21 protein-coding genes and 1 tRNA gene are annotated in these 24202 nt (G+C 42.4%); 10 read left to right on the forward strand and 12 right to left on the reverse strand.

The window, feature by feature from the left end:
• Positions 1-50: 50 nt before the first annotated feature.
• Together M1P97_RS16735 and M1P97_RS16740 are read right to left on the reverse strand one after the other, a co-directional pair.
• Entirely contained in the window at positions 51-1136 is a 1086-nt protein-coding gene (locus tag M1P97_RS16735; protein WP_249389671.1) for a type II toxin-antitoxin system HipA family toxin, read from the reverse strand.
• Positions 1129-1446: a helix-turn-helix domain-containing protein gene (locus M1P97_RS16740; protein WP_249389672.1), complete on the reverse strand. Its 318-nt coding sequence runs from the start codon at positions 1444-1446 to the stop codon at positions 1129-1131. Before M1P97_RS16740 ends, M1P97_RS16735 begins: the two co-directional genes overlap by 8 nt.
• 639 nt (positions 1447-2085) lie before the next feature.
• Here M1P97_RS16740 and M1P97_RS16745 point away from each other — a divergent pair.
• On the forward strand, positions 2086-2793 hold the full coding sequence (locus tag M1P97_RS16745) for a hypothetical protein (protein WP_195373910.1): 708 nt from the start codon (positions 2086-2088) through the stop codon (positions 2791-2793).
• Between the two features lie 183 nt (positions 2794-2976).
• Here the strand turns inward: M1P97_RS16745 and M1P97_RS16750 are convergent, their stop codons facing one another.
• A complete protein-coding gene (locus M1P97_RS16750; RefSeq protein ID WP_249389673.1) occupies positions 2977-4206 on the reverse strand; it encodes a VapE domain-containing protein in 1230 nt (409 codons plus the stop codon).
• A gap of 336 nt (positions 4207-4542) precedes the next feature.
• Between M1P97_RS16750 and M1P97_RS16755 the strand changes: the two genes are divergently transcribed.
• The 5 genes from M1P97_RS16755 to M1P97_RS16775 all read left to right on the forward strand — a co-directional run bounded on the left by M1P97_RS16755 (position 4543) and on the right by M1P97_RS16775 (position 8874).
• Entirely contained in the window at positions 4543-5181 is a 639-nt protein-coding gene (locus M1P97_RS16755; protein WP_195373932.1) for an HU family DNA-binding protein, read from the forward strand.
• A 99-nt stretch (positions 5182-5280) separates the two neighbouring features.
• Positions 5281-6009, forward strand: coding sequence for an SDR family NAD(P)-dependent oxidoreductase (locus M1P97_RS16760; RefSeq protein ID WP_249389674.1), 729 nt, complete (start codon positions 5281-5283; stop codon positions 6007-6009).
• Positions 6010-6067: 58 nt separating this feature from the next.
• Positions 6068-6745 (forward strand): DUF4476 domain-containing protein, encoded by a 678-nt coding sequence (locus M1P97_RS16765; RefSeq protein WP_249389675.1) that lies wholly within the window; start codon positions 6068-6070, stop codon positions 6743-6745.
• A 5-nt stretch (positions 6746-6750) separates the two neighbouring features.
• Positions 6751-8376 (forward strand): RluA family pseudouridine synthase, encoded by a 1626-nt coding sequence (locus M1P97_RS16770; RefSeq protein WP_195373938.1) that lies wholly within the window; start codon positions 6751-6753, stop codon positions 8374-8376.
• 39 nt (positions 8377-8415) lie between these two features.
• Positions 8416-8874: a GNAT family N-acetyltransferase gene (locus M1P97_RS16775; protein WP_249389676.1), complete on the forward strand. Its 459-nt coding sequence runs from the start codon at positions 8416-8418 to the stop codon at positions 8872-8874.
• Between the two features lie 46 nt (positions 8875-8920).
• Here M1P97_RS16775 and M1P97_RS16780 read toward each other — a convergent pair.
• From M1P97_RS16780 to panC, 6 genes are all read right to left on the reverse strand, one after another.
• Positions 8921-8994 (reverse strand) — tRNA-His (locus M1P97_RS16780).
• Between the two features lie 84 nt (positions 8995-9078).
• On the reverse strand, positions 9079-9975 hold the full coding sequence (gene folD / locus M1P97_RS16785) for a bifunctional methylenetetrahydrofolate dehydrogenase/methenyltetrahydrofolate cyclohydrolase FolD (RefSeq protein ID WP_195373942.1): 897 nt from the start codon (positions 9973-9975) through the stop codon (positions 9079-9081).
• 18 nt (positions 9976-9993) lie between these two features.
• On the reverse strand, positions 9994-11319 hold the full coding sequence (ffh, locus tag M1P97_RS16790) for a signal recognition particle protein (protein ID WP_075558687.1): 1326 nt from the start codon (positions 11317-11319) through the stop codon (positions 9994-9996).
• Positions 11320-11398: 79 nt separating this feature from the next.
• Complete coding sequence (locus M1P97_RS16795) at positions 11399-12721, reverse strand: MATE family efflux transporter (RefSeq protein ID WP_195373944.1); 1323 nt, start codon at positions 12719-12721, stop codon at positions 11399-11401.
• Between the two features lie 113 nt (positions 12722-12834).
• A complete protein-coding gene (panD, locus tag M1P97_RS16800) occupies positions 12835-13185 on the reverse strand; it encodes an aspartate 1-decarboxylase (RefSeq protein ID WP_075558689.1) in 351 nt (116 codons plus the stop codon).
• A 26-nt stretch (positions 13186-13211) separates the two neighbouring features.
• Positions 13212-14054, reverse strand: coding sequence for a pantoate--beta-alanine ligase (gene panC / locus M1P97_RS16805; RefSeq protein ID WP_249389677.1), 843 nt, complete (start codon positions 14052-14054; stop codon positions 13212-13214).
• Positions 14055-14153: 99 nt separating this feature from the next.
• Between panC and M1P97_RS16810 the strand changes: the two genes are divergently transcribed.
• Both M1P97_RS16810 and M1P97_RS16815 read left to right on the forward strand, forming a co-directional pair.
• Positions 14154-14972 (forward strand): glycogen/starch synthase, encoded by an 819-nt coding sequence (locus tag M1P97_RS16810; protein ID WP_195373949.1) that lies wholly within the window; start codon positions 14154-14156, stop codon positions 14970-14972.
• A gap of 14 nt (positions 14973-14986) precedes the next feature.
• On the forward strand, positions 14987-16357 hold the full coding sequence (locus M1P97_RS16815; protein ID WP_249389723.1) for a DUF4270 domain-containing protein: 1371 nt from the start codon (positions 14987-14989) through the stop codon (positions 16355-16357).
• A 136-nt stretch (positions 16358-16493) separates the two neighbouring features.
• Here M1P97_RS16815 and M1P97_RS16820 read toward each other — a convergent pair whose 3' ends face one another.
• The 3 genes from M1P97_RS16820 to M1P97_RS16830 are packed head-to-tail and all read right to left on the reverse strand — an operon-like array spanning position 16494 to position 21035.
• Positions 16494-17795: a glycoside hydrolase family 57 protein gene (locus tag M1P97_RS16820; RefSeq protein WP_195373951.1), complete on the reverse strand. Its 1302-nt coding sequence runs from the start codon at positions 17793-17795 to the stop codon at positions 16494-16496.
• Positions 17796-17825: 30 nt separating this feature from the next.
• A complete protein-coding gene (locus M1P97_RS16825) occupies positions 17826-19088 on the reverse strand; it encodes a glycosyltransferase (RefSeq protein ID WP_195373953.1) in 1263 nt (420 codons plus the stop codon).
• Between the two features lie 12 nt (positions 19089-19100).
• Positions 19101-21035 (reverse strand): glycogen debranching enzyme N-terminal domain-containing protein, encoded by a 1935-nt coding sequence (locus tag M1P97_RS16830; protein ID WP_249389678.1) that lies wholly within the window; start codon positions 21033-21035, stop codon positions 19101-19103.
• A 567-nt stretch (positions 21036-21602) separates the two neighbouring features.
• Between M1P97_RS16830 and M1P97_RS16835 the strand changes: the two genes are divergently transcribed.
• Both M1P97_RS16835 and M1P97_RS16840 read left to right on the forward strand, forming a co-directional pair.
• Positions 21603-23678, forward strand: a complete 2076-nt coding sequence (locus M1P97_RS16835) for a M3 family metallopeptidase (protein ID WP_249389679.1) — start codon at positions 21603-21605, stop codon at positions 23676-23678.
• Between the two features lie 84 nt (positions 23679-23762).
• Entirely contained in the window at positions 23763-24197 is a 435-nt protein-coding gene (locus M1P97_RS16840) for a dCMP deaminase family protein (RefSeq protein WP_195373959.1), read from the forward strand.
• The last annotated feature ends 5 nt before the right edge of the window (positions 24198-24202 follow it).

Consider the following 24202-nt stretch of genomic DNA (forward strand, 5'->3'; position numbering starts at 1 on the left):
TTTATAACATTTTCTCATAATATTCAATTGTATTTATACGTTCACCTCGATTAAAAATTTTCTACGCATTTTTCTATTTTATCAATCACTTCCATAGCTTCCTTTTTATCCAACCCAACCTTTACCGCCACAGCTAATAAATCCTCCTTTGTAGGTTCGATACTATCATTGATTGAAGTGGTGCGGAATCCGTTTATTCCATCGCTTGGCAACAGGTCGTATGCCGGTGCAAAATGCCAGTCACCATCACGATAGATAAAAGCAAAGTTCTTTGCATGATCGTCTTTATTGTCAATCAGATAATTGAACACCATAAGACGATACACTTTCCACATTTCAGCTACATTATGTGTCAATGCTGCACATACTTTAAAGATATGTAAGTAGTCGATACTTGGCAGCCGATAATCAGCACCTATCAACCCGGCAACACTTACCACATGTAATTTTCCATTCCGCGTACGGTCAAATCGCTCCACGCCGAAATACTTATCCTCGAAAAGTCGTGTTTCCGGCATCTCAACTCCACACTCTTTGGCAAGAAGCGAATAACGGTATTCATCCTCACCAATCCGTTTGGAATCTCTCTTTGCCCGGAACTTCACCAACCACTCTTTCCCATCATAACGAGTAAAGATTTTGGGGCGTGCTCCACCCGGAGAACCACCTCTATACTGAAACTCCTCAATTCCCTCTCCGTTATAATTGTCGCTGTCAAGAATCTGTTCCGCCTCCAATGCCAATTTTTCAAAATCTGCGTACTCTTGCTTTGATACAACACTCTTGTCTGGACGAAATTCCAATGCACCTCGTCCAGTGGAACCAACCAACGCCAGACGGTCAAGTAGTGATAATGTTCGTGGATTGACCCCGTTCCGTTGCAGGTATCTATCAAGAATTAGCAATCCCCACCCATCAGGCAAACAATCATCAAAAACACCGAATCCGCCATCAAACGGACGAGGTTTTGCTATAAATACCCCACTGCGCAATGGTAACTCAAACGGAGATATGGAAAAACCAGAATTGAGCCAATCTGCCGAATATTCAAACGCACATAAACTCTCTTTAGTTAAAGCCAATCTGCCAACCAGTCTATTATCATATATTACCTCTATCTGTTTTATACTATTCATTTTTCTTTCCTCTTTTGCGGGTAACACTTTGTTCTTTCAGTACATCATCCAATGATTGATATTGTCTTTGTGCAAAAAGAGCGTCAAATTCAGAGAGTGCATTTAATGCAAATCCTATCTGAAGCAATCCCCTCAGCGAAATTTCTCCTGTCTGCTCAAATCTACGATATGTGGCAAACTTGACCCCGGCTCTTGTAGCCAACCCCTCTTGTGTCAAATCCAGCTCAAGCCGCCTTGCTTTAACTCTCGATGCTATCCGCAATGCAATCTCGCTCGGATTAACAATATTAAACGCTAATATATTATTCATATTACTGCCATAATCAAATTTACGACCAAAATATTATTCATTACAAAGATACAAACAAATCCTCATTCACACATCATATCAGAGAATGAATTTTGCTTGCCAAAAGAAAAACAACTTTACTTTATCCCCGTATTCGCATATACGATCATTAAAGTAAAGCTAAAAAAGGGAAGAAAAGAGAGGGCTGCGCCAAAATCAAACTTATACCTACCGACTTTTTCTTTTGGCTGCAATAACAAGCTAAAATACTCGTGAATTCATCTATAATTTTACAGCCATAATCGGCGAAATAATCACCGATATGCCTTATCTTTGTGAACCGGGGATTGCAAGGGTTAAAAAGACGATTTCCCTCTTTTTCCCTCCGCTTGAAGACAAACTAAGGTTAAAAACGTTAAATCTTCAATTTTTGGCGAAAAAACAAGTAATTTTTTGAGCCCTCTATCTTTCAAGTCGTAAATTATTGGTAGTCAATCAGTCTAATATGCTGCATCGGCAAATAGTTTTGAAAAATGAACATAATCTAACTAACAGAGAATAAAAAAACAACATTTAGACTAATCATCAGTAATGATGTTTGCAGCGAAAATAAAAGATTAATATCACACTAGTTATTCAAATTATAAATTCTATTCAAAAATGAACGCAACGTTTTATAAAATAGAAGAGATCTTCAAGATGCATGAAGCCAAAAACACAATATTAAAAAAGGTTATGTGGAGAATATATCTATATATGGGACTAACAGTCCTTCTCGAATTTGTCATAATGTATTTATTATGGATATGCAATAACGAACAAGCTATTATTATTATAGTATTAGTACCATTCATATTCTTAACCTCTCTTTTTTTATGCGATATCAATAGATATGCAAAAAAGGAATTGAGACTAAAAGGAATAACAGTCAATGATGGTTTTTTTAAACTCTGGCCAAGTAATGAATATAGAGAGAAGAAAGAAAAAGATATTTTTAAGGAGATAGAGAAGCTGTTTCCCACTAAGAAGAAATTAAAAAAAGAAGCCTTTCTGGATAAATATTCAAAGCTATTCAAGAAGCAATCTTCACAAAAACCACTTATTACCCTATTAAAGTCTATTGGTGGTTTATACAGCTTATTTATTATTCCTTTTTGGAGTCATTTTCTTGATATTTTCATGTATAAAGGTACTAATTGGAATAATCTGAAATTTGCCTCAGGAATTCTCATTTTAATATTATTAACGATACTATTCTATTCATCCCTAAGTCAAACGACCAAAGGCCTCCTTTTTAGAAAACAGGAAAGATGGAAATACATTTCTGAGGAATTAGAGAACTATTATCAACAGTTGAAAGATATGTAAGTATTCGGTAAATAGTAATCATAATAAACCGTAATGCGTGTTCTTCCTTCACTCCTTTCCTGCTAATCCGGATGTAAAATAAGACAAATCACCTTTCAACAATAAACAACTACAAACCAGTCAGATACACTGAAGTTCCATCCATTTCAGGGCAAAAGGAACTTCAGTGCATTATCTATTTCTTCAAACTTGTACCGGCACCACAAAATAACAATTTCCATACGCCCGATGCTTGGGAACAAGTCCCATTCCTGAAAGTTTGAAGCTCAGTTGCTTCGCCGTTATTCCCCGCAAAGCGGACGGATTGAAACGGTGCATAAAAGCAAATATCTCCGAAGCTGTCATCCAATGGCCTTTCTCACCTGGAGAAGGTTGATGGAAACAAGTACGGAATACATCTTCCAAAGGCGACTGACAATAATACCGTTTATTACGACACTGCAAAACAGCCTCTTCCTCCGATGTCAAAAAATCAGGTTCACCTGCCAGATACTCCGATTTGAGTTGCGCATATAACTGTTCATACTCTATCGGTTCAGTGGAAATAGGAGACTCTACCTCTACACAAAGGAAACGACGGCTTCCTGTAGCATCGGTCAGGAACTGGCGGGAATTAGTTGTACCGATAAAGGAGGCCAGACGCGCTTCGTTCACCCACCCCAATCGTTTTCCCCGGTAGATAGGAATAGAGAGCATCTGCAACAGATTTTTCAAACTTGCTTGTTGCTTCTCTCCAATACGGTCGAACTCGTCCAGATTAATGAGTCCCGCTTTTACCAGTTTACGTTCCGGATTAGCACCGGACGTCAATGGCAGGCTGTCCAGGTAGTAATTCTTCAATGTATCAGGAAGCAACTGCCGGCAAAAAGTACTTTTTCCATAACCCTGTACCGCACTGATCAGAACAGGAGTCAATACATTGGCATGCGACCGCTCGCATCCCATCCACTGCGAAACCATTGCCCTGAGCCAGCAACGCCCCCCTTTCAACCACATCTCTTCAGCAGAGACACGAAGTAGCAAAGACGTTACCCGATCCACTCCATCCCATCCCGGCAATTCATCCATATACAGGTGAAACGGATTATACGACTGCACTTTATCGGAAAGAATCATCATCTGTACATCGCCCCGAAAAAAAGAGATGCCTTTTAAGCGAGCATCCACAATCATCCCGTTAATCGCCCGTTCGTCCACAGGAAGGAAAGGTTGACCGACAGCACCTTTTCTCCGATATTCGGTCGTACCGTCCAACAGGTTGTAACGAAAGTCAAAACGTTCGTTCAGAAAACTACGCAGATCCTTCGTCATTCCCACAATCCAGCGAGACTTGGGTGAACGTGAATCCGCATGGGAAACAGACAGGAAACGTCGAACAGCCTGCTTCATCCGGTTAATCAACTTGTAAATCATATCAGTAAATTTTAGATGTTAATAAGAATGAAGTACAAATATATACGTATAAACACCCGTTTTACAAATATAGAATCGCTTGTTTTTCAACAATCTGATCTAATAAAAAAGATAGCAGAAAGTATTGTTTTACTGCTATATTACTCGTATTTTTGTAAGGAGTTCTTTCTTGAATCACAATATGAGCGATAGCTACGTCACATTATGTGATGAAGCTACTTCACAACATGTGACAAAAGTTCGTCATAATATATGATTCAAAAAACAACTCACCAGTTAAGTATTAGTAATAAAGCTGGAAAACATTAGTTTGTTTCCACCTAACCAACAGATCCCATGAGTGCACTTTATGACTTCTTCCCTACTCCCCAGCCTAAAGGTTCCAACAAAACGAGATATCATGCACGACTTGTTATAAAATCACGGATAACCACCGAGATGATGATCGAACAGATAGCCGATCGGTGTAGCCTGTCGACCGGTGACCTGGCAGCTGCTTTTGTTGAATTTGCACATACACTGGAACGTGAAATACACAAAGGGAACAGCGTACAACTAAAAGGGGTAGGCACATTCCGCGGCAGTGCCAAATCGCCGGCCGTACGTTCGCCCAAAGAAATACGAGCCGAAAATATCCACTTCGGAGGAATCGTTTTTACTCCGGACAAAGCGTTGGAAGATTCACTCAAAGGAATGCCTTTTCAAAGGGTAGCACATACCCACCGCTCTAAGACAATCAGCGAGATCGAGATCGACGGTAAGCTGGCCGATTATTTTCAGGATCATGCTTATATCACGACGATAGACATGTGCGTTCTATGCGGACTACGAAAATCGACAGCCCTGCGCAGACTACAAACACGTGTAAAAGAAGGACGCCTCACACATCCGGGATACAGCAAAGCTCCCTTTTACTATCCTGTACCTGGATATTTCCGGGTAAGCCAGCATACCGAACGGGGAACTTCAGTATAACAAGCTAAACAACAAATCTATATCTCCAAATAATGATTTATGAAGATATAGAAAAAAATATATAAACATAGTAAAAACAGATTATAATAAATAACAATCATGGCAGATAACTATCTGGAAAAGAAATACGAAGAATACCAATCCAGAAAAAATGCCGGAACAAAAACCGGCTACGGTATAAAAAAGAAAAATACGCTCCACAAAACCAGAAGAGTTTTTGTAACGGACGGAACCGGAGAGCTCGGCAAAGTGATAGTAAAATCATTCCGCATGGCAGGTAACCGGGTCGCTTTTTGCGGCACGGATGAAGAAGCCGGCCTATTAATGGCTGAAAAGACCGGCACGACTTTCCATCATGCAGATATCAACGACAAGATCTCCCTGGATAACTGCCTGCAACATATCCTGGAGGATTGGGGCGACTTGGATATACTGATCAATACAGGTACCTGTCAGACTAATCCGATCACGGAAACCAGCATGGAAGATTTCGAACAACTTCTTTCCGCCAATCTATTATCAGCCTTCGTCACGTCACGCCGCCTGGCCTTACATCGCCGCTCGCAAAGCGAAGTGAATCCGTACGGAAGAATTATAAATCTATCGGAAACCAATGTCACAACCGGAGGCATCCTTTCATTAACCTCCACTCTGGCCGCTTCACTTGCGGAATGGCATATAACAGTCAATTCTGTTACTGCAGCCGGGATACCGGAATTTGCAGAAGATGTAGCCCGTATGTGCCTGTTCCTCTGTCAGGAAGAAAATGAATTGATTAATGGAGAAAACATAACAATTGGCGGAGGTCTATCGAAAAGAATATATTGAATTGATTATCTTTATACCCAAATAAAAGAGACCTGTCATAAACTAAAAGAAAAAGAATATGAAAATTAAAACACTAATAGCATTCCTACTGATCGGCGGTTCACTCTTCTTCAGCAGTTGCGGTAGCTACAAAGCCAGTAGAGACGCCATCCTGAAAATAGAAAAAGGGATGAGTAAAAGAGAGATAACCAACCTGCTCGGTAATCCGGATTACCGTCGTTTCGACCATGAATATGAACAATGGGAATTTATAAAAGTGGATCCTCTCTATGGTACCCGAACTATTATTTTAGTTGACTTTCTGGACGACAGGGTGACCAACATGGATTCATTCAACGGAGGAGATGTTACCCAGACTCCCGCACCTCCCGTTGCCGCCTATCCACCGAATGATATTGAATACGACAGGCCCCGTCCTCCTTACAACAACCATATGCGACCCGGCAGGATAATAAACGACAGAGACTTTCAGCAACTATACAATACAGTCAAATCGAAACCGTTTAAAGACGATCAGCTGGAATTACTGGTCGTAGGGGTTGCCGACCGGTATTTCTCTTGCCAGCAATGCATAAGACTGATGTCTATCTATACATTCGACGACGACAAACTAAAAGTATTGGATATTGTAGCTCCCCGGATAGCCGACCCGGAGAACTATGAGGATATTGTCCGTTCGTTGAGTTTCCTGTCAAGTCAGGATAAAGTACGCAAAATGTTTTCGGGATCACGGTGATAAAAATGGATAAGTTTCATTTTTTCAGTCATCCAGTATCCCACATACCACTACCGGAACAATTTACATTTCCGTTTCATTATACCCCTCATCCCTTGTCGGTAGTGGCTGCAGAAGAGGTGCAGGCTTATCTTTTGTCAAGAAAAGACTGGGAGAGCGACTTGCAACAAGGGAAAATGTTCGGTGTACTGATCGTACAGACCGCGACAGGAGAACTGGGTTTCCTGGCCGCATTCTCCGGTATACTGGCCGGCAAAAACCTGCACAGTTATTTCGTTCCCCCGATCTACGATCTGCAACAACCGCAAGGTTTCTTCCGGATCGAAGAAGACCAAATTTCCGCAATCAACGCCCGGATCAGGCAGCTTCAGACAGATAAGGAATATACCGCCTGCAAGGAGCAACTGGCGGAAACAAGCCGTCAGGCCGAACAAAGCCTCAGCGAAGCAAAAGAGCAACTGAAAGTCGCTCAAAAAAATCGTGAAATCAAACGGCAGGCTAATCCGGATGCAGCAGAACTTGCTGCCATGGTTCGCGAAAGCCAGTTTCAAAAAGCGGAACTAAAGCGGTTAAAGCAGCAATGGAACGAACGAATTGAGACTTTACATTCCGAGGTAAAAACACTCGAAGCAACGATCGAACAACTGAAAGCAGAGCGCAAGACGCGCTCGGCCGCCTTACAACAACAACTGTTCGAACAGTTCCGGATACTGAATGCTAAGGGAGATGTGAAAGATCTATGTGAACTATTCAATGAAACGGAACAAAAAACGCCTCCTGCCGGAGCAGGAGAATGCGCTGCTCCCAAACTCCTGCAATATGCTTACCTGCACCAGCTGAAGCCACTTGCTATGGCCGAATTCTGGTGGGGCGATTCCCCGAAGATGGAAATCCGCCGTCACGGTTATTATTATCCGGCTTGCAAAGGGAAATGCGAGCCAATATTAAAACATATGTTGCAGGGGTTGAACGTAGAAGCAAACCCGCTGTCTGTAAACAACCACAAAGAGGCTGAACCGGAAATCTTACTGGAAGACGAATGGCTATTGGTAATCAATAAACCGGCCGGGATGCTATCTGTCCCCGGAAAAATGGATACAGACTCTGTTTATAGGTGGTTAACCATCCGTTATCCGGATGCAACAGGCCCGATGATCGTACACCGGCTGGATATGGCAACTTCCGGCTTGCTTCTTATAGCAAAAACAAAAGCCATCCACCAGAACCTACAGGCACAGTTCAAGAACCGCACGGTAAAGAAACGGTATATCGCCTTACTAGACGGACCGGTCGCATCCGACCAGGGAACCATCGACCTTCCGTTATGCCTGGATCCGGAGGATCGTCCCCGTCAGATTGTAAACGAAGAATACGGAAAGCCTGCTATAACAAGTTACCAGGTTCTGGAACGTAACCTCCATTATACACGTATCGCTTTCTATCCCCTCACCGGCCGGACACACCAACTACGTGTACACGCCGCTCATCCAAAAGGTTTGAATGCTCCCATTATCGGTGATGAATTATATGGAAAGAAGGACGATCGGCTGTACTTGCATGCCGAATACCTGGAATTCAGGCATCCTATTACAGGAGAAGTGGTTTGCGTGGGAAAAAAGGCTGATTTTTAGTGAACAATAAAACTCTATGTATATCAAACAGACTGAAGTATGATAAAAAAACAAACAAAATACGAATTGGCTACCGAGGCGGATTACGATGAACTGCTGCAGGTTTGGGAAGCCTCCGTTCGTAGCTCTCATCATTTCCTGACCGAAGAGGATATACAATATTATAAGCCCCTGATACGGAACGAGTATTTCCGGGCTGTCGAACTTTACCTGATAAGAGATGAACAAAACGGACATATTGCAGCGTTCATGGGACTGAGCGACGAGTTGATCGAAATGCTTTTCGTTCACCCTTCACAACAGGGCAAAGGTTATGGCAGGTTGTTTATAGAATATGCCCTCCGGGAAAAGAACATCCGGAAAGTAGATGTTAACGAGCAAAACGAGCAGGCATCACATTTCTACCTGAGCAGAGGTTTCGAGGTGATCTCACGGGATGCCACAGACGGCCAGGGAAAACCATATCCGATCCTTCATATGCAAATGAAACCGATCTAAAAACAAAAAAGCCACTCCCAAAAAGGAATGACTTTCTTTGTTTTACGGGTGGAAGACGGGATTCGAACCCGCGACACCCTGAACCACAATCAGGTGCTCTACCACTGAACTACAACCACCATGTATATCTCTTTTTCTAAGACGCTGCAAAGATAGCTGTATTTTTTTACTCTGCAAACTTTTTGGCAAAAATATGCAGAATATTTACTTATAAATTGCTTTTTTGCCAGCCAGCAGGGTATTACGCATCAATGAAATGATTGTCATAGGCCCTACACCACCCGGTACAGGTGTTATGTAAGAGCATTTTGGTGCCACTTCATCAAACTTCACATCCCCTGTCAACTTGTAACCGCTTTTAGTCACGCTACTCGGCATACGGGTAGTGCCGACATCGACAATAACAGCGCCTTCCTTCACCATATCAGCTTTCAGGAATTCAGGAACTCCTAAAGCGACAATGATGATATCGGCACTCAAACACATTTCTTTCAGATTGTTCGAGCGGCTGTGGCAAACCGTTACCGTACAGTTGCCCGGATAAGCTTTCTGCATCATCAAGGTAGCCATCGGCTTTCCGACGATATTGCTGCGTCCCAGAACCACGCAATGTTTACCACTGGTTTCTATTTCGTAACGTTTCAGCAATTCCAGAATACCTGCCGGTGTGGCAGAAACAAAACAAGGAAGACCGATCGACATACGTCCTACATTGATCGGATGAAAGCCGTCAACATCTTTACGGTAATCGATCGCCTCAATAATCTTTTGCTCTGAGATATGTTTCGGAAGAGGAAGCTGTACGATAAAGCCATCCACGTCCGGATCGTTATTCAGTTCGTCAACACGACGAAGTAACTCTTCTTCGGTCACGTCGTCCTCGTAACGAATCAGTGTCGATTTGAAACCGATCTCTTCACAAGTCTTTACTTTACTGGCCACGTAGGTTTCACTACCTCCATCATGACCCACCAGAATGGCAGCCAGGTGAGGGATCTTACCGCCTGCCGCTTTGATCCGGGCGACTTCTTCTGCCATCTCTTTCTTCATTTGAGCAGAAACAGCTTTTCCGTCCAGTAATTGATAATGATTGTCTTCCATAATATGTCTCTTTAATGTTTATCTTTTCAACGAAGGAAATTTCTTACTTCCCGGTTTAGCTGCAGTAAGCATACGCATCATCTTACGGGTTTCATCAAACTGTTTGATCAGCTTATTCACTTCCTGCACAGTCGTACCGCTACCTTTTGCGATACGCGTACGGCGTGTGCCGTTCAGAATAGCCGGATTAGTACGTTCGGCCGGAGTCATCGAGTAAATGATCGCTTCAATGCTCTTGAAAGCATTGTCGTCGATATCGATATCCTTCAATGCCTTACCGACACCCGGAATCATGGATGCCAATTCTTTCAGGTTACCCATCTTCTTGATTTGCTGGATCTGGGCTATGAAGTCGTTGAAGTCAAACTGGTTCTTGGCGATCTTCTTCTGAAGGCGTTTAGCCTCTTCTTCATCATATTGTTCCTGGGCACGTTCAACCAACGAAACGATATCACCCATACCGAGGATACGGTCGGCCATACGTTCGGGGTGGAAGATATCGAGGGCATCCATCTTTTCACCGGTTCCGACAAACTTGATCGGCTTGTCTACCACCGTACGGATAGAAAGAGCGGCACCACCACGGGTATCACCATCCAACTTAGTCAGGACAACACCATCGAAATCCAGACGTTCGTTAAATTCTTTAGCTGTATTAACGGCGTCCTGTCCGGTCATAGAGTCTACAACGAACAAGATTTCGTCAGGCTGGATAGCGCTCTTGATTGCAGCGATCTCATTCATCATCTGCTCGTCGATAGCCAGACGACCGGCGGTATCGACAATCACCACGTCGTTACCTTTGGCACGAGCTTCGCGGATAGCGTTCATTGCGATCTCTACCGGATTCTTATTTTCCAGCTCCATATAAACAGGTACACCAACCTGTTCACCTACAACACGCAACTGTTCGATAGCGGCCGGACGATAAACGTCACAAGCAGCCAATAACGGCTTCTTATTCTTTTTCGTCTTCAGCAGGTTAGCCAATTTCCCGGAGAAAGTAGTTTTACCCGATCCTTGCAGCCCCGACATAAGGATCACCGCAGGCGAACCTTTCAGATCGATATCGATAGCTGTACCCCCCATCAGGCTGGCCAGCTCGTCGTGTACGATCTTTACCATCAACTGACTGGGCTTCACGGAAGTAAGCACATTCTGTCCCAGCGCTTTTTCTTTTACCGTATCGGTAAACGATTTGGCTACTTTATAGTTAACGTCGGCATCAAGCAATGCTTTACGCACATCTTTCAGTGTTTCAGCCACATTGATCTCGGTGATCTTGCCTTCACCTTTCAACAGTTTAAACGACCTGTCTAACCTTTCGCTTAAATTTTCAAACATAATTCGTATGTATATTTATTTTTTTCTTTCTAATTTCTAATGTAATAGGGTGCAAAGGTAAGAAAAAGGATGTAATCCTCTAAATCTTTTTATTCTGCCACGCCGCTTTTTTCAAATAAATTACACTAGCCAACAACAAACCGCTATAATAAATTACCTCGGTCAGGAAACAAATCGCCACCGGAAGACGTAAACGCATCCCTGCCACGTAGATAAACAACGTATAAAAGACAAGCGTCACTACCTCCATCGCAAAAGCAGAACGGGTATTCCCCGTACCCGTCACCCCGTTAAATACGATATTGGCAACGGCTGCTATCAACAGGGCACCGGAAATAACGTAAAGAGAAGGGATAGACGCATGTACTAAAGAGGCATCATTCGTATAAATCGACAATATAGCCGATGGGAAAAGACAGGCGATAAAAACACTGACTGCTACGATACCTAATGATATACCGGCAATCTTGCGAATGATCGGGATAACCTGGTCTTTATGTCCGGCACCGATACTATTACTCACAAAAGAATTGGTTGCCGTAGATAAAGAATTGACAGGTATCAGCAGGACGATATACACACTGCGGACAATATTGGCGATTGCCAGTTCCCGTTGCCCCAGATGTTCTACGGCTACGAAAAGCATAAAGTAAGTACTCAACGATATAAAATACTGTAACATCGTGAATATGGATATATCCAATACACGTCTCAACAATTTAACATCGAACGACCGGAATTGATTCAATGCATACTTCTTTATATCTACCGTCAAACGGGTATAAACCAAAAAGAAAACGATCGACACTCCCTCTGCTGCCACCGAGGCAATAGCCGCCCCTTTAATACCCATTTCGGGAAAACCTCCCTTCCCGAATATCAACAGATAGTCGAGCAACACATTGGTCAACGCCATCACGATCGCATTCAAAGTCAGCACCTTCGTCCGGGTAATACCGATAAACAAAGCACGGAACATCACATTGATAAAAGAGAAAAAGAACCCGAACACACGCCAGTCGAGAAACTCTTCCGTAGCTTGCAGGATCGTGTCGGAGGAGATCATTACCCCCATGATATCTTTGGCAAAGAAACGGGACAGGGTAAACATCACGGCCGCCAACGCCAAAAGGAAAAACACACCCTGGATCATGACCGGCCCTACATCACTGTACCTCCGTTCACCATTCCTGCGAGCCATCACGATCTGCGACCCGGTACTGAAACCGAAAGCGATCGTAAACACACAGATATAATAGAGACCTCCCATCGCCGAGGCCCCCAACTCAACTTCTCCTACCCTTCCCAGGAAAGCCGTATCGGTCACATTGATAATATTCTGTGCCAATAAGCTTAAGAAGATAGGGTAACTTACATTCCAGATTTGCTTATTTGTATACATACTCTATAAGTTAATTCCATAAGAAAACACAAAGTCACAAAAAAAGCCCACCGGCAAACCGGTGAGCTTCTTTATTGTTGTTTAAAAACATTCTAAATACTGCTACCGATGCTCTATATCAGTTTATTTGTTGCTGTATCCGGAAATACAACAGCCGGTTTAAATGTTTTGGCTTCTTCAAAGTCCATCATGGCATACGACATGATAATGATGATATCGCCAGGCTGCGCTTTTCGGGCAGCTGCCCCATTCAGACAAATCACGCCTGATCCGCGTTCACCTTTAATAATATACGTTTCAAAACGTTCACCGTTATTGTTGTTCACAATAGCTACCTTTTCATTAGGAATCAGGTTGGCGGCATCCAGCAAATCCGCATCGATAGTGATACTACCGATATAGTTCAGATTGGCTTCCGTTACCGTCACCCGGTGAATCTTTGATTTAACTACCTCTATAAACATCGTTATTTGTATAATTTGATTACCAGCTATTTATATCTTATGTTATCAATCAACCGGACTTCACCACAATAAACGGTAATACAACCTACGGCATAATCAGTATCTGACCAGTCTTTGATCGACTCCATCGTGATTCCGTCTACGATTTCATAATATTCCACACGCATAACAGGGTCGGCATTAATCGTATTCACAACATAATCAATCACCTCCTGCACACTTTTTCCGACTGCAAAGTTAGTACTTTCTTTTAACGTACGTGCTATTAGCGGTGCTTTTTGACGTTGTTCGGGTGTCAGACGGACATTACGGCTGCTTAAAGCCAGCCCGTCTTCCTCGCGCAAAATCGGGCAGGCATTGATTTTTACCGGGATATTCAACTGTTTCACCATCGCACGGATCACAGCAATCTGCTGGAAATCTTTCTCCCCGAAATAAGCATTATCGGGTTCTACGGCATAAAACAGTTTGCTTACGATCTGGGCAACCCCATTGAAGTGTCCCGGACGGCGTGCACCCTCCATCACGGCCGAAACCGTGCCAAAGTCGAAAGTGCGTGTATCCGGTTCGGGATACATCTCCGCTTCTGTCGGCGCAAATACATAATCGCAGCCGGCGGGTTCCAACAAGGCGCTGTCTTTATCCAATGTCCGGGGATAGGTGACAAGGTCATTTTTATCGTTAAACTGAGTCGGATTTACGAAGATGCTCACTACACATACATCGTTTTCTTCCACGCAACGCTTCACCAGGCTCAGATGTCCGTTGTGTAATGCCCCCATAGTAGGAACAAAGCCTATTTGCTTGTTATGCTGCCTCTCTTCGGCAAGATAACGTTTCAATTCTTGAATGCTGTTTACTATTTTCATCAGTTAGATGCTTATTGACGGTGCAAAGCAAATAAATAATTACCGTAAATGAAAGAAATTTATTATCTTTGTGCCGTCTTTATAAAACTAGTTTACAGAATGGATGCAAAAAAAATCTTGTTTATAGCTCAAGAAATAACACCCTACCTTCCCGAATCTGAGATTGCAACAATATGCAGAAACTTGCCGCAAGGCATTCAGGAGCGTGGTCGCGAAATCAGAACTTTCATGCCTAAATTCGGAAATATCAACGAGCGACGCAATCAGTTGCACGAAGTGATCCGCCTGTCAGGTATGAATCTTATTATTGATGATACAGACCACCCTCTGATCATAAAGGTAGCATCCATTCAGGCCGCACGCATGCAGGTTTACTTCATTGATAATGAAGACTTCTTCCAGCGTAAGCACACTGTTTGCGATGAAAACGGGAATGAATACGAAGATAATGACGACCGTTCTATCTTCTATGTTCGTGGCGTATTGGAAACCGTAAAGAAACTACGGTGGATACCGGATGTAATTCATTGTCACGGATGGATATCTGCTTTGACAGCATTATATATAAAAAGAATGTATGCAGACGATCCATGTCTTAAAAATGCAAAAATAGTCTATTCTATTTATAATGATGACTTTAAAACACCGTTTAGAAAAGAGTTTGCCAACAAGCTGAAAACAGACGGAGCGAAAGAGGGCGACCTGAAAGGGATAAAAGCCGATACCAGTTTCGTCGGCCTGACTAAGCTGGCCATTGATTTTGCGGACGGTGTGATACAAGGTAGTGAAACGATCAACCAGGATGTTCTGGACTATATTGCAACCAAAAAGGATACTCCGTTCCTTCCTTATCAGTCGCCGGAAACTTATATGGATGCATTCAACGAATTTTACGATGTCGTATTAGATTCTAAATAAGTGAGAGAAAAATGATGAAGATCAAGCCTTTATTAATTGGCCTGGGCTTAGGAATAACAATCCTGAGTGGGTGTAGTGATGATTTGAATCTGGTTGGCTCGACTATTCAGCCCGGCGGAGACAAAATGCCCGTATATGTAGATACTTTTCAGATGCAGGCGACAACCTTGCTGATGGATTCGGTATATGCAAGAACTACTAGTGGACTACTCGGCGAATTTTATGATCCGTTGTATGGTAATGTGAAATCTGATTACATCTGTCAGTTCTACTGTCCGTCAGACTTCAAATTCCAAAAAGAACCTATCAACGGACAGATCGATTCGGTCGATTTTAAGATCATATATTATAGCGGATCATGGGTTGGAGACTCGTTGACTCCCATGCGTGCCCAGATATATCAGGTCGACAAACAACTGGAAAGAGATTTCTACACAAACTTCGATCCGGCAGAATATTGTGACTTGCAGAATTCTTTGGGTATGCAGACGTATACGGCACATGACAACTCTATTCCTGATAGTGTTAGGAACGCAGTGGACTCAAGCGGTAGCCCGACATACGTTCCTACCGTAACAATTCGTATGCCGAGAGAATTCGGACAGAAGTTTTACGATGAAACAATCAATAATCCCGGTACATTCAGTAGCCAAGAGAACTTTAACAAGTTCTTCCCTGGTCTATATGTAACAAATACGTATGGCAGCGGAAATATCTTGCAGATTAGCTATTCTTCCATTTCGATCTATTACAAATACAACTTGAAAGGAAGTCAGAATCAGGACTCAACCGCATATGCAAGTGAAACATTCAATGTAACGAAGGAAGTATTGCAGTTGAATCGATTTAAAAACACCGACTTGACTGATTTATTGAAACCGAATGATTCAATCGCTTATCTGAAAACTCCGGCAGGTGTATATACCCAGTTGACTATTCCGGCTAAAGATATTGCAGAAAAGATTGGTGACCGTATAATCAACAACATTCCTTTGACAATAAAAGCGTTACCCCAGGAAAACTGGCAATGGGCTTTAACCGCTCCGGCCAATTTATTATTACTACCGAAAGACTCTTTGGCAACTTTCTTTGTCAATAACAAGATCGAAGATAAAAAAACGTCATTCCTTGCTTCTTATTCAAGCAGTGCTCGTTCTTATGGCTTTGACAATATATCAAATTTGATGCAGGAGCATATAAAGAATAATCCGGAAAAGGATATGGTTTTACTTCTTGTTCCAGTTGAACGTCTTTTAACTCAGGCAGATTATTATGGCAACCAATATACGGCTGCTCTAAATAATTACTTACTTCCATCAGGTGTAAAATTGCTTAAGAACCAGGATGCTATGAAGATTGTGGTTACAACAACCGACTATAAGTAGATTTTTCAAATATTATAAATATAAAGAAACGGGTAATTCTTAATTGAATTATCCGTTTCTTTTATTTAGCATCATAACCTAAAATCAAGCAATAAAAAAGCGAATCGGAGCGATTCGCTTTTTTATTCATATTCTATTAGGCCTCTTTTTTCTTTGCAGCTTTTTTCTTCAGTTTTTCAAGTTCTTTCTGAAGACCTTCTATTTCTTCTCCCTGGTTCTTGATCGTAGTAAGCAAAGAGTTAAGCTCCTCATTTTCGATTGTTTCCGGGAACTGTCCATTTACGCGAACGATAAAGTCTGACAACACATTCATATAATTATTAAATGCATCATAAGGATTATCATACGGGCTAAAGCCGCTTCCTCCGTGCTTAGTACTCATATAGAAGAAATGGTCGCTACTTTGCAGATAGTTCCAGTCCTGTTTGATACGACGTTCCTCTACCAGGCGAACACGTTCACTGATACTATTAATCTTGCGGAATGCTTCCTGCTGCAGGACATTTCCTAACCAGGAACTACAATCTTTCTCTTCGTCAACCCATGACATAGGGTAAGGCACAGAGATTGCATCGACCGGTTTCAACAAGGCAAACACTTCTGACGGTGTAGAGAATCCGATTCCTTTCTCCGCCGCAAAACGAGGTAATGCTTTGAAGAAATCAAAGATCCCGGTTTCAGCCGGATTCAATGATCCTAATACCTCATAATTCATAAACAGATTGATGATCTGTTCCGAATCCGGTGTTGCCGCAATCCAGGAAATATATTTATCGGCTGTCAGCGGATATTCATTCCAGTTATAGTTGTTGAAACGTAAAGATAGATCTTCGCTGAAACGGTCGTTCTTAAGCAACAGCTTCAACTGAGGCTGAACGCAGGAACTATACATATAGTTCGGACTCTTCCATCCAAGAATATGTTTTGCACCTTCCGTCAACATGCCTTTAAAGCCCATCTTATATACCACATCCGAAATATCATCCGAGTAAATCAATTCCGTATTACGGAATACCTTCGGTTTAACTCCAAACAAATCATGGATCTTTTCCTTATGCTTCTTAACCTGATCTTCAAACTCCTCGATATTATCACCTAAAGAAGCCAAAGAGTGAGCATATGTTTCAGCCAGGAACTCAACATTGCCGGTAGCAGCCAGTTCCTTAAAACTATCGATCACTTCCGGAGAATAAATTTCCATCTGTTCCAAAGCAAGACCGGAAATAGAGAAGGCCACTTTAAATTTACCTCCACTCGTTTTGATCATTTCCAGGATAGCCTTATTGGCAGGCAGATAACAACGTTCGGCTATACGACGCATAATTTCTTCGTTCTGAAAATCATCATAGTAATAATGATCGTTACCGATATCGAAGAAACGGTATCTTTTCAGGCGGAATGGCTGATGTATCTGAAAATAAAAGCAGATCGTTTTCATAATATAGTTGTTTTAATTTTTGTCTTGTCGTTATTTATTAATCACTTGTTCATAGATACGGCGAACTTTTTGTCCGGCATATTCCCATTTAATATTATCTACCTCATTCTTTCCTTCCACTTTCAGGAATTCATGCATAGCCGGATAGGTAATGATCGAATACATAGCATCTGCCATGGCTTCAATATCCCAGTAATCTACTTTTACAGCATAATTCAAGATTTCTGCACAACCGGACTGTTTAGAGATAATAGAAGGGACACCACACTGCATGGCTTCCAACGGAGATATTCCAAAAGGCTCCGAAACAGATGGCATCACATACACATCACTCGCCTTCAGCACTTCGTATACCTGCTTTCCTTTCATAAACCCTGTGAAATGGAAACGGTCGGAAATATTACGTTCTGCGGCCAAGCGGATCATCTTATCCATCATATCGCCGCTACCGGCCATTACAAAGCGGGTCTTAGGGGCTTTTGCCAATACCTTGGCGGCTGCTTCCACAAAATATTCAGGTCCTTTCTGCATAGTGATACGCCCCAGGAAGGTGATTACTTTATCCTTTACCCCTTTTTTATCCTGTATCGCCAGAATTTCAGGGCTCATAGGTTCTACGGCATTATGAACGGTCGTAACTTTAGCCGGATCCTGATGATATTTCTCAATCACCGTCTGGCGGGTCAGGTTACTTACCGTTATGATATGGTCGGCATTATCCATACCATTCTTTTCAATTGCGTAAACATCGGGGTTTACATTTCCACGGCTTCTGTCGTAGTCGGTTGCATGCACATGGATCACCAATGGTTTACCGCTTACATTCTTCGCATGGATACCGGCCGGATAAGTCAGCCAATCATGTGCATGAATCACATCATATTGTTCTGTACGGGCAATCACACCGGCTACGATCGAATAGTTATTGATCTCTTCCAGCAAATTATCCGGATAACGTCCGGAAAACTCCATACAACCAAGATCATTTACCTGCCGATAAGAAAAGTCGGCATAGATGTGATCACGATAGTCATAATATTTCTGAGGATCCATAAACTTGGACAAGCGATTTTTCACATATTCCATGTCTACATCACGCCATACTATCGGGACATTACAAACTCCTATAATTTTCAGGAAACTCTGGTCTTCATCTCCCCAGGGTTTCGGAATACAAAAGGTTATATCCATATCCGGCTGCATAGCCATACCTCTTGTCAGGCCATAACTAGCCGTTCCTAATCCTCCCAGGATATGAGGAGGAAATTCCCATCCAAACATCAATGCTTTCATCTGGTACTCGTTTTATTCGGCGTTATACTTCTTCAATAAATCCACAACCCGGAGCATAGCAGCTACATTCATTGCAAACGAAATAGCACCGCGTCCGGTAAACGGCGGATTACCATCAAACAATTCAGGTATCGTACCAATACAATGCAATGACATTTCATCCTCCATACTTATCAACATACGTTCTGCAAAAGAGACACCGCTCTTTCCGAATACACGAAGATAGGCTTCCAGATAAGCTCCCAGCAACCACGGCCAGGCAGTACCTTGATGATAAGCCAGGTCGCGTTCATACTGCGGACCAACATAGTAGGGTTTATAGCCTTCACTTTTCGGACTGAGCGAACGCAACCCTTTAGGTGTAAGCAATTCTTTTGTTACGATATCGACAACACTGCGTTTCTGTATTCGCGTCAGTGGAGAATAAGGCAATGAAACGGCAAAAATCATATTGGGGCGTACGCTCCAGTCAACGATAGAACCATTCACCGAATCGAACAAGTAATTGTAACCATTCACAAAAGTTTCCTTAAACGATGTATCCATTGCCTTGATCAGCTTGTCATATTTTTCAATCGGTGTTCCTCCCATCAGTTCCGTATAGAAACAGAGGGCATTATACCACAATGCGTTAAACTCTACAATATAACCGGAACGGGGCACAACTGGTTTACCGTTAATGGTGGAGTTCATCCAGGTAATTGCTTTATCGCGGCCATTGGCGAATACCAACCCGTTGTCCATCACCTTCATATCCGGATGTTTCTGACCGGATATAAATTCAAGTATCTCATTTATAAAACCGGCATAAAGTTCTTTTGCACGTTCCAGACTTGTGTCTTTAGCATACTGCTGGATGGCCCATATAGCCCATAAGAACACATCCGGTTCATCAATCTCACGGATTACCGAATCCAGCCTATTCTCATTCATATAAGCTCTTGCTGCCGGCATAGCAGTATGCATAATCTTTTCGAAACGTACCGGATCATCGATCGACAATGTACATCCCGGAAGTGCGACAAACAGATCGCGGGCTCTTACTTTGAACCAAGGATAACCTGCCAGCAGATAGGCATCGTCTTCTTTCGGACGGAAATAAAATTGCTGTGCAGAGTTTTTCAAACAGTTAAAGAAGCTGGTACGCGGCGTACGGGCATTTACCTCGTTTTCATACAAACTCTTCAAACGTGTTGTTGCCACCGGACCATCTCCGGCACTGAATATGATCGACTCACCTTTCTTGATCGGTATTTCAAAATAACCGGGAACATACAGGTCTTCTTTATAAGGATAGCCTCTTTCCTGTTCTTTCGGATATTCTATTCCGTTATACCAATAAGGTTCATATACAAATTTCACTTTTTTATTGAACTGCATATATAGTTCGGGATATCCGTGATACATGCAGGTCTTTATACCATTCGGCACTTCTGTGTAAGACTGGTTCACATTGCCATTTGCCTGTGTCAGCGATTTCACACTACGGAAAGCAAGGAAAGGACGGAAACGGAGCGTTGTTGCCGAATGAGCATCTTCAAGCGTATACTTGATCATAATCCGGTTTTCATACAAGGAGAATACTTTTTCTTTCGAAAAGATAACGCCACCAACCCGGTAAAGTGTACGTGGAACGGTGTCTGAACTATACTCGCGGATATATTTATGTCCTTTGGGACTGTAATTATCCCCCTGGTATTTATGTAAACCCAAGTTAAACTCAGCACCATGCTGAATGACAGTCTCATCCAGAGATGATAGTAAAACATGATTGTCATCGTCTATCTCAGGAACTGGCATAACGAGTAATCCGTGGTATTTTCGCGTATTACAATCAACAACAGTCGTACAATGATATGCCCCGGTCCTATTGGTTCGGAGCACCTCTCGAGTCAACGATTCCTCCAGATTTATCATTACTGTCTTGTCAAATTTAAGATAACTCATATGTATTTGGTTTTAAGTTTATGCTTATATAATGAAAATGATACGATATACTGACCAAAAGTATCACTTAAAAACTAAAAAAACAAATCAGCTTTCATATTTATTTAGAAACTGAGTTTTTTTATAACTCCGAAATGACTGATAAATAATCTCTTAGAAAATTAGGGACTTCCATGAATGTGTTGTCAAACACATGAACAGTTGTTAAAATCTGAAAACTTCCCACTAATGCACAGGGAAATACCGGCAACAAAAACAGACTGCCGGAGGTTATAAAACAAAATCAGGAAGCAAATGGTAGCATTACCGTAATGTAATGCCATTTCTCTGCCGACAAAATTTGTTGCCGATAATTGTCGACAAGCCTGTTTATAATTATCGACAAGCTTGTTGACAATTATGAGCAAGCCTGTCGATAGTTATCGACAAGCAATTACTTTGGTGACTAAAAAAATAAATATAAAGAGGAATTATTCAGTAACACAGGTATTTTTTCCATCTTTGTGCCGGAAAAGAAACCGGTTGCTTCCGGCTAAATTCACTATTTAAATATAATGTACAAGAAATATGACACAAACGACTCATAATCCGTTTTTCTTAAAATACAATACACCTTTTGGAACTCCGCCCTTTAACGAAATAAAAACCGAACATTACGAACCGGCTTTCGACGAAGGGATCAAACAACTCGACAACGAAGTACAGGCTATCGCTGAAAACGAGCAGCCTGCCACATTCGAAAATACGATCGTTGCTTTGGAACGCAGCGGCAAGTTACTGAACAAAGTCAGTTCTGCCTTCTTCAATGTTTTGAATGCAGAAGCCGACGACGAGATGATGGAGATTTCACAAAGGATATCCCCGAAACTGTCGGAAAGTTCCAACAATATCTTTCTGAATGAAAAGTTATTTTCACGGGTAAAAAGCATTTACGAACAAAAAGACCGGCTCAACCTGCCCACCGAAGATGCCAAACTGCTGGAAGAAACATTCGAATCGTTCTCGGTTCGTGGAGCCAATCTAAGTCCGGAAAACAAGGAAAAATATCGAACACTAAGCACAGACCTGAGTGTTCTTTCACTGACGTTCGACCAAAATGCGCTGAAAGATAAAAACAGATATGAATTACTGCTCACCGACGAGAAAGACCTCGACGGTCTTCCCGAAAGCATACGTGAAGCCGCGGCTCACCGGGCAAAAGAAAAGGGGAAAGAAGGCTGGTTGTTCAACCTTACAGCTCCAAGCTACGTTCCGTTCATGCGTTATGCTGCTTCCCGTTCTTTACGCGAAGCCATGTACAGGGAATATATGAGCATCGGTAATAAAGGAGATGAATACGACAATAAGGAAATTATCCGTCAAATCGTCAACATCCGGTTGGAGATTGCGCGGCTGATGGGCTACAACACCTATGCTGAATACTCACTCAAGCATACGATGGCTAAAAACCCGGTAACCGTCTATAACCTGCTAAACCAATTGTTGGAAGCTTACAAACCGATAGCGATCAACGAATATAATGCCGTACAGGGGTTTGCGATGGGAAGTGAAAAAGAGAACATCACCGTCATGCCCTGGGACTGGAGTTATTATTCGGAGAAATTAAAAGATATCCGTTTCAATGTAAACGATGAAATGACACGTCCTTATTTCAAACTGGAGAATGTCAAAAAAGGTGTTTTCGGACTTGCCACACAACTATATGGCATCACATTCAAAGAGAACAAAGAGATTCCGGTATATCATCCGGAAGTCGATGCTTACGAAGTGTATGATACCGATGGTAAATTCCTCTCCGTCCTTTACACCGATTTTCATCCGCGCGACGGAAAACAATCGGGCGCCTGGATGAACAGTATAAAAGAACAGCATCACGAAGCCGATGGAACCGACAGCCGTCCGCAGATCATTATAGTTATGAACTTCACCCGTCCGACCGAAACGAAGCCATCTTTACTGACTTTCGATGAAGTAAACACCCTACTCCATGAATTCGGACATGCACTGCACGGAATGTTCGCCAAAGGGAAATACGCCAGCCTCTCCGGAACAAACGTATACCGCGACTTCGTGGAACTTCCCTCCCAGATCATGGAAAACTGGTTGACTGAAAAAGAATTTCTTGACCAGATAGCCGTACACTACGAAACAGGAGAAAAAATACCGCAGGAACTTGTCAGCAAATTGATAGATGCTTCCAACTTCAATACTGGTTATTTCTGTTGCCGCCAGTTGAGCTTCGGAATGCTCGATATGGCCTGGCATACACAAACCGTCCCGTTCGAGGGAGATGTCATAGCATTTGAGAAACAAGCCTGGGCACGGACCGTAATCGTACCGGAAGTTTCCGGAACACTTATGAGCAGCAGTTTCGGACATATCTTCTCGGGAGGTTACTCTGCCGGATATTACGGATATAAATGGGCGGAGGTATTGGATGCCGATGCTTTTTCGGTTTTCAAAGCAAACGGAATATTCAATCAGGAAGTGGCCCGTTCATTCCGCGAAAACATCTTATCCAAAGGAGGTACGGAAGACCCGGCAGTACTGTACGAACGCTTCCGGGGACAGGCACCCACGATCGATGCCCTGCTTGTCAGAAACGGCATCAAACAGGCTGAACCGAAAGGAAATAGCAATTGATATAAAAATAGCTAAACATACCATAGTTAAATCAATTATATTTACCTTTGCTGGCTAAATAAACAAGGATAAATCAGGTAAACAATGTGCGAAAAAACAGAGAAGCAATATGAATTAGATAAACGTTACTTGCGGATGGCCGCAGTCTGGGCGGAAAATTCGTATTGTAAACGACGTCAGGTCGGAGCACTGATAGTTAAGGACCAGATGATCATTTCCGATGGATACAACGGTACACCTGCCGGTTTTGAAAATATCTGTGAAGATGAAAACAACGTAACCAAACCCTACGTATTACATGCCGAGGCGAATGCGATAACAAAGGTTGCAGCATCTTCAAACAGCAGCAAAGGAGCTACGATCTACGTAACTTCGGCTCCCTGCATAGAGTGCGCCAAGCTGATCATACAATCAGGAATCAAACGTGTTGTATATTCCGAAAAGTACCGGATGGAAGACGGCTGTAATTTATTACAGCGGGCCGGTATTAATATAGAATACATTGATATAAACGAATAAATATA

The organism is Parabacteroides leei, from assembly GCF_023369805.1.
GTDB classification, from domain to species: domain Bacteria; phylum Bacteroidota; class Bacteroidia; order Bacteroidales; family Tannerellaceae; genus Parabacteroides; species Parabacteroides leei.